Origin of the sequence: Modestobacter sp. I12A-02662 (assembly GCF_041028325.1) — a bacterium.
GTDB lineage: Bacteria > Actinomycetota > Actinomycetes > Mycobacteriales > Geodermatophilaceae > Modestobacter.
Genome location: NZ_JABGDE010000009.1, coordinates 1 through 17,811, shown reverse-complemented (window position 1 = coordinate 17,811; position 17,811 = coordinate 1). Strand labels below are relative to the sequence as shown.

General features: G+C 74.4%; 18 protein-coding genes. 16 read left to right on the top strand and 2 right to left on the bottom strand.

Features of this window, described 5'->3' with window-relative positions; all coding sequences use genetic code 11:
- Positions 1 to 740 precede the first annotated feature (740 nt).
- The 7 genes from infB (at position 741) to truB (ending at position 7,016) form a co-directional block, all read left to right on the top strand.
- Positions 741 to 2,576, top strand: coding sequence for a translation initiation factor IF-2 (gene infB, locus HL189_RS14330; protein WP_369134600.1), 1,836 nt, complete (start codon positions 741 to 743; stop codon positions 2,574 to 2,576).
- Between the two features lie 92 nt (positions 2,577 to 2,668).
- The gene (locus tag HL189_RS14325; RefSeq protein WP_369134384.1) at positions 2,669 to 2,965 is read left to right on the top strand and encodes a DUF503 domain-containing protein; all 297 of its coding nucleotides are present in this window, start codon (positions 2,669 to 2,671) and stop codon (positions 2,963 to 2,965) included.
- Positions 2,966 to 3,046: 81 nt separating this feature from the next.
- Positions 3,047 to 3,559, top strand: a complete 513-nt coding sequence (rbfA, locus tag HL189_RS14320) for a 30S ribosome-binding factor RbfA (protein WP_369134383.1) — start codon at positions 3,047 to 3,049, stop codon at positions 3,557 to 3,559.
- A complete protein-coding gene (locus HL189_RS14315) occupies positions 3,556 to 3,771 on the top strand; it encodes a hypothetical protein (protein ID WP_369134382.1) in 216 nt (71 codons plus the stop codon). Before rbfA ends, HL189_RS14315 begins: the two co-directional genes overlap by 4 nt.
- Before the next feature lie 4 nt (positions 3,772 to 3,775).
- Positions 3,776 to 4,765, top strand: coding sequence for a bifunctional oligoribonuclease/PAP phosphatase NrnA (locus tag HL189_RS14310; RefSeq protein WP_369134381.1), 990 nt, complete (start codon positions 3,776 to 3,778; stop codon positions 4,763 to 4,765).
- On the top strand, positions 4,756 to 6,099 hold the full coding sequence (locus HL189_RS14305; protein WP_369134380.1) for an MATE family efflux transporter: 1,344 nt from the start codon (positions 4,756 to 4,758) through the stop codon (positions 6,097 to 6,099). The genes HL189_RS14310 and HL189_RS14305 overlap by 10 nt, the downstream gene beginning before the upstream one ends.
- Positions 6,096 to 7,016, top strand: coding sequence for a tRNA pseudouridine(55) synthase TruB (truB, locus tag HL189_RS14300; protein ID WP_369134379.1), 921 nt, complete (start codon positions 6,096 to 6,098; stop codon positions 7,014 to 7,016). The genes HL189_RS14305 and truB overlap by 4 nt, the downstream gene beginning before the upstream one ends.
- A 7-nt stretch (positions 7,017 to 7,023) precedes the next feature.
- Here the strand turns inward: truB and HL189_RS14295 are convergent, their stop codons facing one another.
- Complete coding sequence (locus HL189_RS14295; protein WP_369134378.1) at positions 7,024 to 7,578, bottom strand: GNAT family N-acetyltransferase; 555 nt, start codon at positions 7,576 to 7,578, stop codon at positions 7,024 to 7,026.
- A 52-nt stretch (positions 7,579 to 7,630) separates the two neighbouring features.
- Here HL189_RS14295 and larE point away from each other — a divergent pair, with 52 nt between their 5' ends.
- The gene (gene larE / locus HL189_RS14290) at positions 7,631 to 8,464 is read left to right on the top strand and encodes an ATP-dependent sacrificial sulfur transferase LarE (protein WP_369134377.1); all 834 of its coding nucleotides are present in this window, start codon (positions 7,631 to 7,633) and stop codon (positions 8,462 to 8,464) included.
- Positions 8,465 to 8,547: 83 nt separating this feature from the next.
- Here larE and larB read toward each other — a convergent pair whose 3' ends face one another.
- On the bottom strand, positions 8,548 to 9,231 hold the full coding sequence (larB, locus tag HL189_RS14285) for a nickel pincer cofactor biosynthesis protein LarB (protein ID WP_369134376.1): 684 nt from the start codon (positions 9,229 to 9,231) through the stop codon (positions 8,548 to 8,550).
- Between the two features lie 58 nt (positions 9,232 to 9,289).
- On the opposite strand from larB, the gene HL189_RS14280 reads away from it, so the two are divergent.
- From HL189_RS14280 to dapB, 8 genes are all read left to right on the top strand, one after another.
- Positions 9,290 to 9,622: an antibiotic biosynthesis monooxygenase gene (locus HL189_RS14280; protein ID WP_369134375.1), complete on the top strand. Its 333-nt coding sequence runs from the start codon at positions 9,290 to 9,292 to the stop codon at positions 9,620 to 9,622.
- 122 nt (positions 9,623 to 9,744) lie between these two features.
- Positions 9,745 to 10,893 (top strand): branched-chain amino acid aminotransferase, encoded by a 1,149-nt coding sequence (locus HL189_RS14275; protein ID WP_369134374.1) that lies wholly within the window; start codon positions 9,745 to 9,747, stop codon positions 10,891 to 10,893.
- A 28-nt stretch (positions 10,894 to 10,921) separates the two neighbouring features.
- Positions 10,922 to 11,899, top strand: a complete 978-nt coding sequence (locus tag HL189_RS14270; RefSeq protein ID WP_369134373.1) for a bifunctional riboflavin kinase/FAD synthetase — start codon at positions 10,922 to 10,924, stop codon at positions 11,897 to 11,899.
- 123 nt (positions 11,900 to 12,022) lie between these two features.
- A complete protein-coding gene (gene rpsO, locus HL189_RS14265) occupies positions 12,023 to 12,292 on the top strand; it encodes a 30S ribosomal protein S15 (RefSeq protein WP_222269598.1) in 270 nt (89 codons plus the stop codon).
- A gap of 259 nt (positions 12,293 to 12,551) precedes the next feature.
- Positions 12,552 to 14,810 carry a polyribonucleotide nucleotidyltransferase gene (locus HL189_RS14260; RefSeq protein ID WP_369134372.1) on the top strand — a complete coding sequence of 753 codons (2,259 nt, stop codon included), beginning with the start codon at positions 12,552 to 12,554 and terminating at the stop codon, positions 14,808 to 14,810.
- Positions 14,807 to 16,183 (top strand): M16 family metallopeptidase, encoded by a 1,377-nt coding sequence (locus tag HL189_RS14255; RefSeq protein ID WP_369134371.1) that lies wholly within the window; start codon positions 14,807 to 14,809, stop codon positions 16,181 to 16,183. The genes HL189_RS14260 and HL189_RS14255 overlap by 4 nt, the downstream gene beginning before the upstream one ends.
- Positions 16,184 to 16,186: 3 nt before the next feature.
- On the top strand, positions 16,187 to 16,552 hold the full coding sequence (locus HL189_RS14250; RefSeq protein WP_369134370.1) for a VanZ family protein: 366 nt from the start codon (positions 16,187 to 16,189) through the stop codon (positions 16,550 to 16,552).
- A gap of 58 nt (positions 16,553 to 16,610) precedes the next feature.
- Positions 16,611 to 17,417 carry a 4-hydroxy-tetrahydrodipicolinate reductase gene (dapB, locus tag HL189_RS14245; RefSeq protein ID WP_369134369.1) on the top strand — a complete coding sequence of 269 codons (807 nt, stop codon included), beginning with the start codon at positions 16,611 to 16,613 and terminating at the stop codon, positions 17,415 to 17,417.
- Positions 17,418 to 17,811: the final 394 nt, after the last annotated feature.

The window sequence follows — 17,811 nt, the reverse complement described above, 5'->3', positions numbered from 1 at the left end:
CCGCTCCTGCGGCTGCCGCCGGCCCGTCGGCCCCGGCCGGCCCGCGCCCCGGCCCCCGCCCGGCCGGGAGCACCCCCACCCCGGGCGCCCAGCGTCCGGCCGCCTCCGGCGGTGCCCGTCCGGGCCCCCGTCCGGCTCCTCGGCCGGGCAACAACCCCTTCAGCAGCGCGCCCCGTCCGGCGGCCCCCGGGCAGCGTCCCGGCGGTGCGCCGGCCTCCGGTCCCCGTCCGGGGCCGGCCGCCGGTGGTCAGCGTCCCGGCCCGGCCGCGGGCGGTCAGCGTCCCGGCCCGGGTGCCGGTGGCCCGCGCCCCGGCCCGGGTGCCGGTGGGCCTCGTCCCGCGGCCGGTCCCGGCGGGCCTCGTCCCGCGGCCGGTCCCGGTGGGCCCCGTCCCAACCCGGGCATGATGCCGCAGCGTCCCAGCCCCGGCATGATGCCGCCGCGGCCGGCCGGTGGCGGCCGTCCGGGTGGTCCCGGCGGTGCCGGTGGCCGTGGCCGTCCCGGTGGTCCGGGTGCCGGCGGCGGCGGTGGCGGCGGCGGTGGCTTCCGTCCCGGTGGCGGCGGCGCCCCCGGTGGCGCTCCGGCCGGCGGTGGCTTCCGTGGCGGCGGTGGCGGCGGTGGCCGCGGCCGTGGTCGCGGTGGTTCCGGTGCCGGCACCGCGGGTGCCTTCGGGCGTCCGGGCGGTCGCGGTCCGGTCCGCGGGCGCAAGAGCAAGAAGCAGCGGCGTCAGGAGTTCGACTCCATGGCGGCGCCGTCGATGGGTGGCGTCAGCCTGCCCCGCGGCAACGGGCAGACCGTCCGGCTGCCCCGTGGTGCCTCGCTGACCGACCTGGCCGAGCGCATCAACGCCCAGCCGGCCGCGCTGGTGACTGCCCTGTTCCACCTGGGCGAGATGGTCACCGCGACGCAGTCGGTGAACGACGAGACGCTGCAGCTGCTCGGTGCCGAGATCGGCTGGGTCATCCAGGTCGTCAGCCCCGAGGACGAGGACCGCGAGCTGCTCGAGACCTTCGACCTCACCTTCGGTGACGAGGAGGGCGACGAGGAGGACTGGGACATCCGTCCGCCGGTCGTGACCGTCATGGGCCACGTCGACCACGGGAAGACCAAGCTCCTGGACGCGCTCCGGCACGCCAACGTCGCGGGCAAGGAGGCCGGTGGGATCACCCAGCACATCGGCGCCTACCAGATCGTCACCGAGCTGGAGGGCAACGAGCGCCCGGTCACCTTCATCGACACCCCGGGTCACGAGTCGTTCACCGCGATGCGTGCCCGCGGCGCGAAGGTCACCGACATCGTCGTGCTCGTCGTGGCCGCCGACGACGGCGTCATGCCGCAGACGGTCGAGGCGCTCAACCACGCCCAGGCCGCCGAGGTGCCGATCGTGGTCGCGGTCAACAAGATCGACAAGGAGGGGGCCAACCCCGCCAAGATCCGCCAGCAGCTCACCGAGTACGGGCTGGTGGCCGAGGAGTACGGCGGCGACACGATGTTCGTCGACGTCTCCGCGACCACCCGTCAGGGTCTCGACGACCTGCTGACGGCGATCCTGCTGACCGCCGACGCCTCGCTGGACCTGCGCGCCAACATCGGCCAGGACCCGCAGGGCGTGGTCATCGAGGGCAAGCTGGACAAGGGTCGGGGCCCCGTGGCCACGGTGCTCGTCCAGCGCGGCACGCTGCGCCAGGGCGACTCGATCGTGGCCGGCGACGCCTACGGGCGGGTCCGGTCGCTGCTCGACGAGCACGGCAACAAGCTCAAGGAGGCGCTGCCGGCCCGTCCGGTCCAGGTCGTCGGCCTGACCTCCGTGCCGCGTGCCGGTGACACCTTCCTCGTCGTCGAGGAGGACCGCATCGCACGGCAGATCGCCGACCGCCGCCAGGCCCGCATCCGCAACGCGCAGAACGCGTCGATGCGCAAGCGGATCAGCCTGGAGGACCTCGACGCGGCGCTCAAGGAGACCCGTCAGCTCAACCTGATCATCAAGGGCGACAACTCGGGCACCGTCGAGGCGCTCGAAGAGGCGCTGATGAAGATCGAGGTGAGCGACGACATCTCGCTGCGGGTCATCCACCGCGGCGTCGGTGGGATCACCAAGAGCGACATCGACCTGGCGCTGGCCGACGACGTCATCGTCCTGGGCTTCAACGTCCGGGCCGAGGGTCAGGCCACCGAGCTGGCCGCCCGCGAGGGGGTGGACGTCCGGTACTACACGGTCATCTACCAGGCCATCGAGGAGATCGAGTCCGCGCTCAAGGGCATGCTCAAGCCCGAGTACGAAGAGGTGCAGCTGGGCACCGCGGAGGTCCGCGAGGTCTTCCGGGTGCCGCGGATCGGGAACGTCGCCGGTTCGCTGGTGCGCAGCGGCACGATCGTCCGCAACTCCAAGGCCCGCCTCATCCGGGACGGCGCCGTGGTCGCGGACAACCTGACCGTCGACTCGCTGCGCCGGTTCAAGGACGACGCGACCGAGGTCCGGGAGGGCTACGAGTGCGGTATCGGTCTGGGGTCGTTCAACGACATCAAGATCGATGACGTGATCGAGACCTTCGAGCTGCGTGAGAAGCCGCGCGCATAAGTGAGCTGACGTCGCCCGGCAGCCGGTTGGTGGCCCCCTTCCGGGTCCCACTGCGAGCTTGCGAGTAGTGGGGAGAAGGGGGTCCTTCCGCGGTGTTCACCGGGTCACTGACCGCCGACCTGCTGCTGGGCGACGTCCACTCGCTGAAGGAGAAGCGGTCGGTGGTCCGGCCCATCGTCGCCGAGCTCCGGCGACGGTTCGCCGTGGCCGCTGCCGAGGTCGGCGACCTCGACCTGCACCGTCGCGTGCAGGTCGGGGTCGCCACCGTGGCCGGTGAGGCGGCCCAGGTGATCGACGTGCTCGACGCCTGCGAGCGGTTGCTGGCCGAGCGGCCGGAGGTGACGCTGCTGTCGACCCACCGGCAGCTGCACAGCGAGCAAGACCTGTAACACCAGTCCGGCCCCCTCCAGAGGCTCGGCCCGAGCGTGCGAGGGCCGAGGGGAGGGGGTCCTTCCAGAGGAGGTCCCGAGATGGCCGACCCGGCCCGGGCGCGCCGACTGGCGGTGCGCATCCGCCAGATCGTCTCCGCCACGATCGAGATGCAGATCAAGGACCCCCGCCTGGGGATGGTCACCATCACCGACGCGCGGGTCACCAGCGACCTGCGCGAGGCGACCGTCTTCTACACCGTCTACGGCGACGCCCAGCAGGTCGAGGACTCCGCCAAGGCACTGGCCAGCGCCACCGGCGTGCTGCGCTCGACGGTGGGCAAGCAGACCGGCATCAAGTTCGTGCCGACGCTGACGTTCGTCGCCGACATCGTCCCCGACACGGCGCGCGAGCTCGACGAGGCCCTGGAACGGGTCCGCCGGGCCGACGCGGAGCTCGCCCGGGCCCGCGAGGGTGCCCAGTACGCCGGCGAGCCCGACCCGTACCGCCGTCCCGCCGTCGACGAGGACGACGAGGACGAGGACGAGGACGGCGACGTGGCGGTGCTGCCCGACCCGGCTGACGCCCCCGCCACCCGCCGGAGCGCGTCGTGACCGAGTCGACCGACCCGAACCCCGACGTCCCCGACCAGGAGCAGCGCGCGACCTTCGGCGGTCGCGAGGAGCCGGCCACCGGCGACCCGACCGCCGGCGGGAAGCACGGCAAGATCGGGACGACGGAGAGCATCGCCGCTGACGAGCCCGACGACGGCAGCAGCTATCCGGTCGGCGGCGGCGACATCACCCCCGAGCCCCAGCAGCCCTGACCCGATGACAGTTCCCGCTTCCTCCGTCGCGACCGCCGTCGACGTCCTGGCCGCCGCGGCCGACGCGGGGGCGACCGTGGTGCTCTCCGGGCACGTCCAGCCGGATGCCGACGCGCTCGGCAGCACCCTCGCCCTGGCCGAGGGTCTCCGGCGCCGGGGAGCCCACGTCGTCGCCACGTTCCCGGCACCGTTCACCCTTCCTGCGTCGCTGGGCTGGCTCCCCGGCGCCGACCGGCTGGTCGACCCGGCCGCGGTGCCGGACGACCCGGCCGTCTTCGTCAGCCTCGATGCCGCCTCCACCGGCCGGCTCGGCGACCTCGCCGGCCTGCTGGCCACCGCCGGGCGCTCGGTCGTCGTGGACCACCACGCCAGCAACCCGGGCTTCGGGGACGTCTCGGTGATCGACCCCCAGGCGCCGGCCACCGTCGTCCTCGTGGCGCAGCTGCTCGACGGACTGGACGTCGAGCTGGACCGGGCCCTGGCCACCTGCCTGTACGCCGGGCTGTCCGCCGACACCGGCTCCTTCCGGTTCGGCAACACCGTGCCCCGCACCCACGAGCTCGCCGCCCGGCTGCTGCGCACCGGCATCGACCACGCCGCGATCAGCCAGCGGCTGTTCGACACCGCGCCCTTCGGCTGGCTGGGGCTGCTCTCGGCGGTGACCGGCCGGGCCGTGCTCGAGCCCGAGGTCGGCGCGGGGCTCGTGTGGACCTGGTCCAGCGCGCGGGAGGCGCGGGCCCACGGCCTGCCGTCCGACCAGCTCGAGGCGCTGGTCGACGTGGTGCGGTCCACGGCGGAGGCGGACGTGGCCTGCGTGCTCAAGGGCCAGGACGACGGCTCGTGGGTGGTCTCCATGCGTTCCCGTGGGGCGACCGACCTGTCCCGGGTGGCGGTCTCGCTCGGCGGCGGTGGCCACCGGGCCGCGGCCGGCTACAGCTCCACCCTCGACCTCGACGGGACCCTCTCGCGCCTGCGCGCCGAACTGTGCGCCTGAGCGCGCGGCGGGGACCGGGGTCGGACACCGGGCCGTCGCCGGCGGTCCTCGCGCTGGCCGCGCCGGCGCTCGTCGTGCTGGCCGCCGAGCCGCTGTACCTGCTCGTCGACACCGCAGTCGTGGGCAACCTGGGCACGGTGCCCCTCGGCGGGCTGGCGATCGGTGGCGGGCTGCTGGCCTACGTGGTCGCGCTGCTGAACTTCCTGGCCTACGGCACCACCGCCCGCGCCGCCCGCCGGGCCGGGGCCGGCGACCGCGCCGGCGCCGTGGCGGAGGGGGTGCAGGCCACCTGGCTGGCCCTCGGGCTCGGGGTCGGGCTGACCGCCCTGCTCCAGGTGCTCGCCGGTCCGCTGACCCGGCTGCTCGCCGGTGGCGCGGGTCCGGTGGCCGCCGCCGGCGAGCAGTGGCTGCGGGTCGGCAGCCTGGGGCTGCCGCTGCTGCTCCTCGCGCTGGCCGGCAACGGCTGGCTGCGCGGGGTCCAGGAGCTGCGCCGGCCGGTGCGGTTCGTGCTGGCCGGCAGCCTGGTGAGCCTGGTGCTCTGCCCGCTGCTGGTGCACCCGGCCGGCCTCGGGCTGGTCGGCTCGGCGCTGGCCAACGTCGCCGGCCAGGCGGTGTCGGCGACGCTGTTCGTCCACGCGCTCGTGCGCGACGTGCGCGGCGCCGGCCTCGACTGGCGGCCGCGGCTGCCCGCCCTGCGCGGGCAGCTGGTGCTCGGCCGGGACCTGCTGCTGCGGGCGGCCGTGCTGCAGTTCGCCTTCGCCGCGGCCGCCGCCGTGGTGGCCCGCTCGGGCACCGCCCAGCTCGGCGCGCACCAGGTGGCGCTGCAGCTGTGGATGTTCCTCGCCCTGGTCCTGGACGCGTACGCGATCGCCGCGCAGACGCTGGTCGGCCACGCGCTCGGCGCCGGTCGCCCCGACGCCGCCCGGTCCACGGCGGTCCGGGTGAGCTGGTGGGGGCTCGGCACCGGGATCGTGGTTGCCGCGCTACTGCTCGCGCTGCGGCCGGTGCTCCCGCCGCTGTTCACCGACGACCCCGCGGTGCTCGCGCAGGCCGCCGTCGTCTGGTGGTTCCTCGCGCTGATGCAGCCGCTCGCCGGGGTCGTGTTCGCGCTCGACGGCGTGCTCATGGGCGCCGGTGACGTCGCCTACCTGCGCACGGTGACCCTCGGCTCGGCGCTGCTCGGCTTCGTGCCGCTGTCCCTGCTGTCCGGCTGGCTGGACTGGGGTCTGGCGGGGGTGTGGACCGGCCTGACGTTGTTCATCGTGCTGCGGCTGGCCGCCGTCGGCTGGCGGGTGCGGGGCGACCGGTGGCTGGGTGGGACGGTGGCCGGGTGACCCCCAAGCGGGCAGATGCCGCCGTCCCGCCGTCCCTGCTGCTGGTCGACAAGCCCGGTGGGATGACCTCGCACGACGTGGTCGCGCGCGCCCGCCGGGTGCTCTCGGTCCGCCGCGTGGGCCACGCGGGCACGCTCGACCCGATGGCCACCGGGCTGCTGGTGCTGGGGGTCGGGTCGGCCACCCGGCTGCTCGGCCACCTCGCCGGCTCGGACAAGACCTACGACGCGACGATCCGACTGGGACTACGGACGGTGACCGACGACCGGGAGGGCGAGGTCACCGCCACCGCCTCCACCGCCGGGGTCACCGAGGAGGCGGTCCGCGCCGCGCTGGCCGCGCAGGTCGGCGCGCTGCAGCAGGTGCCCTCCTCGGTGAGCGCGGTCAAGGTCGACGGCCGCCGCTCCTACGACCGGGTGCGGGCCGGTGAGGAGGTGGAGCTCGCTCCCCGGTCGGTGACGGTCCACCGCATCGACGTCCACCGCCTCAGCCGGCCGACCGCGGACCTGCTCGACGTCGAGGTGACGGTCGCCTGCAGCACCGGGACCTACGTGCGGGCGATCGCCCGCGACGCCGGCGCCGCGCTGGGGGTCGGCGGCCACCTGACCGCCCTGCGCCGCACCAGCTCCGGCCCGTTCTCCACGGAGCGGGCGCGACCGGTGGAGGAGGCGGCCGGGGCGCTGGCCGAGCAGGGGAGCGGCCCCGGCGTGCTGGCCCTGGCCGACGCGGCGCGCCTGGTCTTCCCGGTCCGCGAGCTCACCGCGGCCGAGGCGGTCGCCGTGGGCCACGGGCAGCGGGTGCCCGCGACCGGCGCCCCCGGCCTGCACGCGGCGATCGCGCCGCAGGGGCGCCTGGTGGCCCTGGTCGAGGACGCCGGACAGGTGGCCAAGGTCGCCGTCGGCTTCCCGCCCGCCTGAGGGGACGTCAGCCGCGGACGGCGGCGTGCAGCACCATGTCGCGGCGCCGCCCACCGATCTCCTGATGGCTGCGCAGCAGCCCCTCGCGGTGGAATCCCGCCCGCTCGGCGGTCCGCAGCGACCCGGTGTTCCACGGTTCGATGTGCAGCTCGATGCGGTGCAGCGCGGGCAGGGTCCAGGCGAAGTCGGTGAGTGCCCGCAGGGCCGCGCTCGCCAGGCCCTGACCGCGGTGGCTCGGCGCGATCGCGTACCCGGCGGTGGCGCGTCCCTGCGGCAGCTGGGCCAGCCACAGGCCGGCGGAGCCGACGGCCCGGCCGGTGTCCGCCCGCGCGACGGCGAAGGAGAACCCGGCGCCCTCGGCCCAGCGCCCCCGTTGCCGGGCGATCCACTGCAGCGCCTCCTCGGTGGTGGCGGAGGCGGGGAAGGTGCCGATCAGCGGCACGTAGGGGTCGGTCGACAACTCCCTCGCGACCTCGGCGTCCCTGTCGGCGAAGGCCCGCAGGACGACGGCACCGTGCGCCGGCGGGACCGCCGGCCACGGCGGCAACGCGACCGCCCCCATGCCGGCCACGGTAGAGCCGCTCCGGCCCGCCGGCGTGTGGCAGCCTGCGGGCATGGGCACGCTCGAGGACCGGCTGGCGGTGCTGGACGCGGAACTCTCCGCCGTCCCCGGGGTGCTGGTCGCCTTCTCCGGTGGGGTCGACTCCGGGGTGGTGCTCGCCGCCGCCGTCCGGGCGCTCGGGCCGGACCGGGTGGTGGCCGCCACCGCCGTCTCACCGAGCCTGCCCGTGGCCGAGCGCGCCGCCGCGCACGACATCGCGGTGTCCCTGGGGGTGCGGCACGAGCAGCCGCGCACCTTCGAGCTCAGCCGCGCCGGCTACGTCGCCAACGCCGGCGACCGGTGCGCGTTCTGCAAGGCCGAGCTGGTCGACGTGCTGATGCCGCTGGCCGCCCGGCTGGGCATCGCCGACGTCGTCACCGGCACCAACGCCGACGACCTGCGGGCCGGCTTCCGGCCGGGCATCCGCGCGGCCGCCGAGCGGGGGGCGTGGGCGCCGCTGGCGCGCGCGGGCATGACCAAGGACGACGTCCGGGCCGCCGCCCGCCGCTGGGACCTGCCGCTGGCCGACAAGCCCGCCGCCGCCTGCCTGGCCAGCCGGATCGCCTACGGGGTGCCGGTCTCCGCCGAGCGGCTGGCCCGGGTCGAGCGGGCCGAGGCCGCGCTGCGCCGGGCCCTGGCCGGCGCGGGCATCCCGGTGCAGGACCTGCGCGTCCGGGACCTGGGGGACGACGTGGCGCGGGTCGAGGTCGACGCCGCCCTGGTGCCCCTGGTGGGCCCGGAGCTGCTGGCCGCCGTCGCCGGCTTCGACCGGGTCGAGCTGGACCCCCGCGGCTTCCGGTCGGGCGCGATGAACGAACTGCTGACCGACCCCGTCCGCTACCGGTGAGCGCGTTCACCCGGCAGACGATCAAGGAGTTCGGGACCTGCCACGCCGCCGGCCGCCGGTGCTGCGCTCCCCGAAGTCCATGATCACCGGGGGAGGTGGGCCGACCGCACGATCCGCGCGGCGGCCACCCCGGCGCCGAAGCCGTTGTCGATGTTGACCACCAGCACGCCCGGCGCGCAGGCGGTCAGCATGGTGAGCAGCGCGGCGAGGCCCTCGAAGGCGGCGCCGTAGCCGACCGACGTGGGGACGGCGACGACCAGCCGGTCGGTGAGGCCCGCGACCACGCTGGGCAGCGCCCCGTCCATGCCGGCCACGACCACCACCGCGTCGGCCGCGGCCAGGTCCGGGGCGACGGCCAGGACGCGGTGCACCCCGGCCACCCCGACGTCGTCCACCCGCCGCCAGCCGACCCCGCTCGCGGTCAGGGTGGCGGCGACCTCGGCGGCCACCGCGCCGTCCGACGTCCCGGCGGTGAGCACGAGCACCGAGCCGACGGGCTCCGGCGGGGTGCCCACCCAGGCGACCCGGGCCCCCGGGTCGACGTGCGCGGCGGGCCAGCGATCGCGGACCGCCGCGGCGGTGTCCTCGTCCACGCGGGTGGCCCAGGCCAGCGGAACCCCCGCGTCCAGGAGGCCCGCCAGGCACGCCACCGTCTCCGCGGGCGTCTTGCCGGCGGCGTAGACGACCTCCGGGGTGCCGGTGCGGGCCGCCCGGTCCGGGTCGAGCCGGGCGAAGCCCAGGTCGGCGGTGCGCGGCAGCTCGGTCACGGCCGCAGTCTTCCGCACCCGCCGTGCCGGGTCCGCGCCGGTTCGGCAGGATGCGGGCATGAGCGTCGTCAAGATCAACGTCGTGACCATGCCGCCGGACAAGTGGGAGCGCTTCGAGGAGCGGTTCCGCGGCCGCGCCGGCGCGGTGGAGACGACCCCGGGCTTCGAGTGGTTCGAGCTGCTGCGCCCGGTCGAGGGCACCGATGCCTACCTCGTCTACACCCGGTGGAGCAGCCAGGAGGCGTACGAGGCCTGGCAGAGCAGCCAGGACTTCGACCGCGCCCACGACGGCGGCGGCGACACCCTCGCGCCGGCGGCCGAGCGGTCGCAGCAGCACGTGTGGAGTTACGAGGTCATCGAGTCCGCGGGCCCCGCGACGCCGAGCGCCTGAGCCCCGGTCACCCGGCCCGCGCCCGCGCGGGACGACGACCGCGGATCGGCGCGGGCTAGGGTGACTGGGTGGCCCGACGACCGTCGCGCGCCGCTCCAGCACGGAACCAGCAGGTGGGAGCCATGACCGACACGCTCGCCGACAGCCGTACCTCCTCCCGGATGTTCACCGAGGGCGTGCCGCTGGTCGTGGAGGACGTGCCGCGTCGCCCCGCCGCCGAGCGGGACGCCGTGCTCGGGGACCCCGGATTCGGCCGGCACTTCACCGACTCCATGGTGGTCGCCCGGTACCGCGCCGGCGAGGGCTGGGTCGACGCCCGGCTCACCGCCTACGCGCCGCTGCAGCTGGACCCGAGCGCGGCCACCCTGCACTACGCGCAGTCGATCTTCGAGGGGCTCAAGGCGTACGCGCAGCCCGACGACTCGGTGGCCACCTTCCGGCCGCAGTCCAACGCCGCCCGCTTCGTGCGCAGCGCGAAGCGGCTGGCCATGCCGCCGGTCCCGGAGGACGCCTTCCTCACCGCCGTCGACGCCCTCGTCGACGCCGACCGCGACTGGGTGCCCACCGGCCCTGACCAGACGCTGTACCTCCGCCCCTACCAGCTCGCGGTCGAGCCGTTCCTGGGTGTCCGCCCGGCGCACGAGTACCTGTTCATCGTGATCGCCAGCCCCGCCGGTGCCTACTTCCCCCGCGGCGTGCACCCGGTCTCGGTCTACCTCTCCGAGGACTACATCCGGGCCGCCCCCGGGGGCACCGGCGACGTCAAGTGCGCCGGCAACTACGCCGCCAGCCTGCTGGCCCAGGAGCAGGCCGTCGCGGCCGGCTGCGACCAGGTCGTCTGGCTGGACGCGACGGAGAAGAAGTACGTCGAGGAGATGGGCGGGATGAACCTGTTCTTCGTCCTCGGCGAGGGTGCGGACGCCGAGCTGGTCACCCCCGAGCTCACCGGCACGCTGCTGCCCGGCATCACCCGGGAGTCGCTCATCACCGTCGCCCGCGAGCTGGGCCACCGGGTCACCGAGCGGCGGTTCAGCGTCGAGGAGTGGCGCGCGGGGGCCGCCGACGGCACGGTCACCGAGACCTTCGCCTGCGGCACCGCCGCGGTCATCACGCCGGTCGGCACGGTGAAGGCGCGCACCGGCGACTTCACCGTCGGCGACGGGCAGCCCGGGCCGCTCACGATGCAGCTGCGCCAGCACCTGCTCGACATCCAGCACGGCCGGGTGCCCGACACCCACGGCTGGCTGCACCGCGTCGCGCGCGCGGCCTGAGCGCCGGTCGGCGGGGGAGAGGAGCGGCGTGCTGCGCTGGCGCGGCCTCGGGTCGACCCCGCCGGACCTCGGGCGCACCGTCGTCACCGTCGGCATGTACGACGGCGTCCACCGGGGGCACCAGCACCTCATCCGGACGGCGGTCGGGCGCGCCCGGACGCTGGGCCGCCCGGCGTTGCTGCTGACCTTCGACCCCCACCCGTCGGAGGTCGTCCGCCCGGGCTCGCACCCGGCGATCCTGACCTCCGCCGACCGCAAGGCCGAGCTGGTCGCCGAGCTCGGCGTGGACGCGATGTGCGTGCTGCCCTTCACCCCGGAGTTCAGCCGGCTGACCACCGCGGAGTTCACGCACACCGTGCTGGTCGAGCACCTGCACGCCGCCTCGGTGGTCGTCGGGCGGAACTTCACCTACGGGCACCGGGCCGCCGGCACGGTGGAGACCCTCACCGCGGAGGGCCGCCGGTTCGGCTTCACGGTGGAGGGGGTGGACCTGACCAGCGTGGGCTGCGCCCCGGACCTCGACGGCGAGGGCGAGGTCACCATCTCGTCGACCTACATCCGGGCCTGCGTGGCCGCCGGGGACATGGCCTCCGCCGGGCTCGCGCTGGGCCGCCCGCACCGGGTCGACGGGGTGGTGGTGCGCGGTGACCGGCGCGGCCGGGAGCTCGGCTACCCCACGGCGAACGTGGAGAGCCCGCCGCACACCGCCGTCCCCGCGGACGGCGTCTACGCCGGCCACCTCGTGCTGCGCGACCCGCGCAGCGGAGCCAGCCGGGAGCGGTTCCCCGCGGCGGTCTCGGTCGGCACCAACCCGACGTTCGAGGGCAGCCGGCGCACCGTCGAGGCGTTCGTCCTGGACTTCGACGGCGACCTCTACGGCGAGCACGTGGGGGTCGAGTTCGTCGAGCGGCTGCGGCCGATGCTGTCCTTCAGCGGCGTGCCGGAGCTGGTCGAGGCCATGGCCGGCGACGTCGCCCGGACCCGGTCGGTGCTGGGCCTGGACTGATCGCCCCGCCGGCGCCGCCGGGAGCGCTGGTAGCCTCGTCCCGGCGTCGGGAGACCGACGCGTGTGAAGTCTGCCCCCGTGACACAGACCGGGGACCACACGTGACCTGCCCCTGGAGGCACCATGGCGCTGGAGAGCGCGACGAAGAAGCAGATCATGGCCGAGTACGCGACGGTCGAGAACGACACCGGTTCGCCGGAGGTGCAGGTCGCGATGCTGACCCGCCGGATCAGCGACCTCACCGAGCACCTCAAGCAGCACAAGCACGACCACCACAGCCGGCGGGGCCTGCTCCTGCTGGTCGGCCGTCGTCGTCGGCTGCTGAACTACCTGGCCAAGACCGACATCAACCGGTACCGCTCGCTGATCGAGCGGCTCGGCCTGCGCCGCTAGCACCACCGAGGGGACCGTTCCGGGCACATCCGAACGGTCCCCTCTCTCGTGCGGCACCCGCCGCACGGGCCCACCGGCGGACCGCCGCGCCCGACGTGTGGGCCGGTCCTCGGTAGTGGCCCCCGGGCACGTTCGCCCCGCCTCCCGCGAGGGCAAGAAGGACCCAGGGGTTTCGATCGAAGACCGGTCGCCCCGGACGAAGCCGGCACACCGCCGCGAAGAGGACGTCGCCGCATGCGACGTAGGAAGAGGACGACGAATGTCCGCACCCAGCACCGAGATCACCGACTTCGACGCCGAGGACGGCGTCTTCACCGCCACCGCGGTGATCGACAACGGAGCCCTCGGCTCCCGCACCGTCACCTTCGAGACCGGCCGGCTCGCCAAGCAGGCCGCCGGCTCCGTCGTCGCCACCATGGGCGACACCACGCTGCTGTCGGCCACCACGGCAGGCCGCCAGCCCAAGGAGCAGTTCGACTTCTTCCCGCTCACGGTGGACGTCGAAGAGCGCATGTACGCGATCGGCAAGATCCCCGGCTCGTTCTTCCGCCGGGAGGGCCGCCCGTCCGAGGACGCGATCCTCACCTGCCGGCTGATCGACCGCCCGCTGCGCCCGACCTTCGCCAAGGGCCTGCGCAACGAGGTCCAGGTGGTCATCACCGTCCTGTCGCTGGATCCCGACCACCTCTACGACGTGCTCGCCATCAACGGCGCGTCGGCCTCCACCCAGCTGTCCGGCCTGCCGTTCTCCGGCCCGGTCGGCGGAACCCGGGTCGCGCTGGTCAACGGTCAGTGGGTCGGCTTCCCGACGCACACCGAGCTCGAGGACGCCGTCTTCGACATGGTCGTGGCCGGCCGGGTGCTGCCCGACGGCGACGTCGCGATCATGATGGTCGAGGCCGAGGCCACCGAGAAGACCGTCGAGATGGTCGCCGGCGGGGCCACCGCCCCGACCGAGGAGGTCGTGGCGCAGGGCCTCGAGGCCGCCAAGCCCTTCATCAAGGCGCTGTGCCAGGCGCAGAGCGAGCTGGCCGCCAAGGCCGCCAAGCCCGAGGCGCACTTCCCCCGGTTCCTCGACTACCAGGACGACGTCTACGCCGCCGTCGAGGCCGCCGGCCTCGAGCGCCTGACCGCCGCGCAGGCCATCGCCGGCAAGCAGGAGCGCAACGACGCCACCGACGAGCTCAAGGACGAGGTCGTCTCCTCGCTGTCCGCCCAGTTCGCCGGCCGGGAGAAGGAGATCTCCGCGGCCTTCCGCGCGCTCACCAAGAAGGTCGTGCGGCAGCGCATCCTGCGCGACAAGGTCCGCATCGACGGCCGTGGGCTGACCGACATCCGGCCGCTGTCGGCCGAGGTGGAGGTGCTGCCGCGGGTGCACGGCTCGGCGCTGTTCGAGCGTGGCGAGACCCAGATCATGGGCGTCACCACGCTGAACATGCTGCGCATGGAGCAGCAGCTGGACACCCTGAACCCGGTGACCCGCAAGCGCTACATGCACAACTACAACTTCCCGCCGTACTCCACCGGTGAGACCGGCCGGGTCGGTTCCCCGAAGCGCCGCGAGATCGGCCACGGTGCGCTCGCCGAGCGGGCCCTGCTCCCGGTGCTGCCCGACCGCGAGGAGTTCCCCTACGCGATCCGGCAGGTCTCCGAGGCGCTGGGCTCCAACGGCTCGACGTCCATGGGCTCGGTCTGCGCGTCCACGCTGGCGCTGCTCAACGCCGGTGTGCCGCTGAAGGCCCCGGTCGCCGGCATCGCGATGGGCCTGGTCTCCGACGAGGTCGACGGGAAGACGCAGTACGTCGCGCTGACCGACATCCTCGGCGCGGAGGACGCCTTCGGTGACATGGACTTCAAGGTCGCCGGCACCAAGGACTTCGTCACGGCCCTCCAGCTGGACACGAAGCTCGACGGCATCCCCTCCGACGTCCTCGCCGGTGCGCTCACCCAGGCCCGCGCGGCCCGGCTGCACATCCTCGACGTCATGCTCGAGGCCATCGACGGCCCCGACGAGATGAGCCCGTACGCCCCGCGGGTGACCACGGTGCGCATCCCGGTCGACAAGATCGGCGCCGTCATCGGCCCCAAGGGCCAGATGATCAACGCGATCCAGGACGAGACCGGCGCCGAGATCACCATCGAGGACGACGGCACGATCTACGTCGGCGCCTCCGACGGTCCCTCGGCCCAGGCGGCGGTGGACCGGATCAACGCGATCGCCAACCCGCAGATGCCCAAGGTGGGGGAGCGGTTCCTCGGCACGGTCGTCAAGACCACGGCCTTCGGTGCCTTCGTCTCGCTGCTGCCGGGCAAGGACGGCCTGGTCCACATCAGCAAGCTGGGCGCGGGCAAGCGGATCGCCAAGGTCGAGGACGTCGTCAACGTCGGCGACAAGATCCAGGTCGAGATCACCGACATCGACGCGCGCGGCAAGATCAGCCTGGTCCCGGTCGCGGCCGAGGGGGAGGCCCCCGCGGCCGACGCCCCGGCCGAGGCCGACGCACCCGCGGAGGCGTGACGACGACCGCGGACTCCCTGACCGGGGCCGGGGCGGGCGCAGTGGCGCCCGTCCCGGCCCCGGTCGGTCTGACGCAGGTGCTCGACGTCGACGAGTTCGGCGGCACCGTCGAGCGGACGGAGCTGCCCGGCGGCCTGCGGGTGATCACCGAGACGATGCCCGGCGTCCTCTCGGCGACCCTGGGCATTTGGGTGGGCGTCGGCTCGCGCGACGAGAGCCCGGCGCTCGCCGGCTCCTCGCACTTCCTGGAGCACCTGCTCTTCAAGGGCACCCGCAGCCGGACGGCGCTGGAGATCGCGACCGCGATGGACGCGGTCGGCGGTGAGATGAACGCCTTCACCGCCAAGGAGCACACCTGCTACTACGCGAACGTGCTCGCCAGCGACCTCCCGCTGGCGGTGACGCTGCTCGGGGACCTGGTCACGGACGCGCTGAACACCGCGCCGGACCTCGAGTCGGAGCGGACGGTGGTGCTCGAGGAGATCGCCATGCGCGACGACGAGCCGTCCGACGCCGTCCACGACCTGTTCGCCGAGACGCTGTTCGGGGACACCCCGCTCGGGCGCTCGGTCCTGGGCACCGTGGAGTCGATCGAGGCGCTCACCCGCGACGACGTCGACGGGTGGTACCGCGGGCGCTACCGGGTGCCCTCGATCGTGGTGTCCGCGGCGGGCCGGGTGGACCACCAGCAGGTCCTCGACCTGGTGACGGCGGCATTCGGCGACCGGCTGTCCGGCCCGTCCCGGCCGGACCCCCTGCGGATCGGGGACGAGGTCCGCCTCGACGGCCCAGCCCGGTCCACCGGCCTGATCCACCGGCGCACCGAGCAGACCCACCTGCTGCTCGGCGGCCTCGGCGTGGGCCGGCTCGACGACCGGCGGTACGCCGCCGCCGTGCTCGACGCGGCCGTCGGCGGCGGGATGAGCTCCCGCCTGTTCCAGGAGATCCGCGAGAAGCGCGGGCTGGTGTACAGCGTCGGCTCGTCGCTGACCCACTACGCGGGCACGGGTGCCTGGTCGGTCTACGCCGGCTGCTCGCCCAAGCGGGTGCCCGAGGTGCTGGGCCTCGTGCGGGCCGAGCTCGCGGAGGTCGCGGCGAACGGGCTGCGCGCCGAGGAGGTCGCCCGCGGACGCGGCCAGCTCAAGGGCGGGCTGGTCCTGGGTCTGGAGGACACCGGGTCCCGGATGAGCCGGCTGGGCAAGAGCGAGCTGTCCTACGGGGAGTACCTGCCGGTGCGGACGGTCCTCGACCGGCTCGACTCGGTCGACCAGGAGCAGGTCGGGGAGATCGCCGCCGACCTGTACGGGCGGCCCACGTGTCTGACCGTCGTCGGCCCGTACCGGGACCGGGACCTCGAGAAGCTGGGGGGCTGACCCGTGGCCTCCCCGCTCCAGCCGCACGGTGCCCTGTCCCGGGGCGCCTTCGCCGTCGCCGTCCTGATCTCGCTCGCGGTGCTGTTCGCCCCGCCGTCCGACGTGCCGCCGAGCCCGTACGGGATCGACAAGCTGGTGCACGGCCTGCTGTTCGCCGTCCTCGCGCTCACCGGCCGGTGGGCCGGGGTGGGCCGCGGCGGCCTGGCCGGCTTGCTGGTCCTGTACGCCGCGGTCAGCGAGATCATCCAGTCCACCGACCTGGTCAACCGCAACGGCTCGGTCGCCGATCTGGTCGCCGACGTGACCGGCGTGCTCGTCGGCCTCCTGGTCTGGGAGCGGTCGGTCCGGAGACGACGCGCGTCGGTGTGACCTCCGGGACGCGGGGGGCCGCCTTGCGCCCCACCGCACGGTTGACGAGCATCGCGGGGTGAGAACTCCGTCCGCCTCCCCGTCCGGTCCCGTCGTCCCGGCTCCGGAGCCGCCGCTGATCTCGGTGGGGGTGCTGGGGGCTCGCGGCCGCATGGGGACCGAGGTCTGCCGTGCGGTCGACGCGGCCGAGGACATGGAGCTCGTCGCCATGGTCGACGAGCGGGACTGGCTGTTCAACGTCGCCGATGCCGGCGCGCAGGTCGTCGTCGACTTCACCCGGCCGGACTCCGTGATGGACAACATCCGGTTCTGCATCGACCAGAACATCCACTGCGTGGTGGGGACGACGGGCTTCGACGAGCAGCGGCTGGCCACCATCGCCGAGTGGCTGGAGCCCAAGCCGGAACTCGGTGTGCTGATCGCCCCGAACTTCGGCATCGGTGCGGTGCTGCTGATGCGCTTCGCCCAGGAGGCGGCCCGGTTCTTCCCGTCCGTGGAGATCGTGGAGCTGCACCACCCCGGCAAGGTGGACGCCCCGTCCGGGACCGCCGCACGCACCGCCCGGCTGGTCGCCGCGGCCCGGCGGGCGGCGGGGGTCCCGGCAGCCCCGGACGCGACCCGGGAGTCCGACTCGCTGCCCGGCGCCCGCGGCGCCGACGTCGAGGGCGTCCCGGTGCACGCGGTGCGGCTGACCGGGCTGGTCGCCCACCAGGAGGTGCTCATGGGTGCGGCGGGGGAGACCCTCACCCTGCGGCACGACTCCTACGACCGGGCGTCGTTCATGCCCGGCGTGCTGCTGGCGGTCCGGGAGATCGGCCGGCGCCCCGGCCTGACCGTGGGGATCGAGTCCCTCCTGGGTCTGTGACGCACGGGCCCGGTGCCGATGGGGGTCCTGGGACGCCGGACCGGCAGCGGACCGTGACCTGCCTCGCAACTGCGTCCTCCGCGCGGCCCGCTGACCAGGGGTCTTGCGCTGGGATGGATCCCATCGGACCCGCCGATGACCGGTCGGCGCCCGCCCCGGTTTGACGGGCACCGGACCGACACGTAGTTTTCTCCCTGCGCCGAGCGAGACCGGGCCGAGAGGGCCGGGAGCCGCGGGTCAGATCTCCGGATGTGACAGCGAGCCGTGCACGGCGTAGCGTGGGACAAGCCGCCGGGGACGAAGGCCGCAAGGTCTGGTTCTCCGCGCGTCCGCTCCTTGAGAACTCAACAGCGTGCCGAAAGTCAGTGCCATGTAATGAATGCCCCATCCGGGG

Excerpts from the sequence above, each read along its gene's own strand:
- rbfA (WP_369134383.1), top strand. The coding sequence starts at position 3,047 with ATGGCCGACCCGGCCCGGGCGCGCCGACTGGCGGTGCGCATCCGCCAG.
- HL189_RS14260 (WP_369134372.1), top strand. The coding sequence starts at position 12,552 with ATGTCCGCACCCAGCACCGAGATCACCGACTTCGACGCCGAGGACGGC.
- HL189_RS14275 (WP_369134374.1), top strand. The coding sequence starts at position 9,745 with ATGACCGACACGCTCGCCGACAGCCGTACCTCCTCCCGGATGTTCACC.
- infB (WP_369134600.1), top strand. The coding sequence starts at position 741 with ATGGCGGCGCCGTCGATGGGTGGCGTCAGCCTGCCCCGCGGCAACGGG.
- HL189_RS14310 (WP_369134381.1), top strand. The coding sequence starts at position 3,776 with ATGACAGTTCCCGCTTCCTCCGTCGCGACCGCCGTCGACGTCCTGGCC.
- HL189_RS14280 (WP_369134375.1), top strand. The coding sequence starts at position 9,290 with ATGAGCGTCGTCAAGATCAACGTCGTGACCATGCCGCCGGACAAGTGG.
- larE (WP_369134377.1), top strand. The coding sequence starts at position 7,631 with ATGGGCACGCTCGAGGACCGGCTGGCGGTGCTGGACGCGGAACTCTCC.
- rpsO (WP_222269598.1), top strand. The coding sequence starts at position 12,023 with ATGGCGCTGGAGAGCGCGACGAAGAAGCAGATCATGGCCGAGTACGCG.
- HL189_RS14295 (WP_369134378.1), bottom strand. The coding sequence starts at position 7,578 with ATGGGGGCGGTCGCGTTGCCGCCGTGGCCGGCGGTCCCGCCGGCGCAC.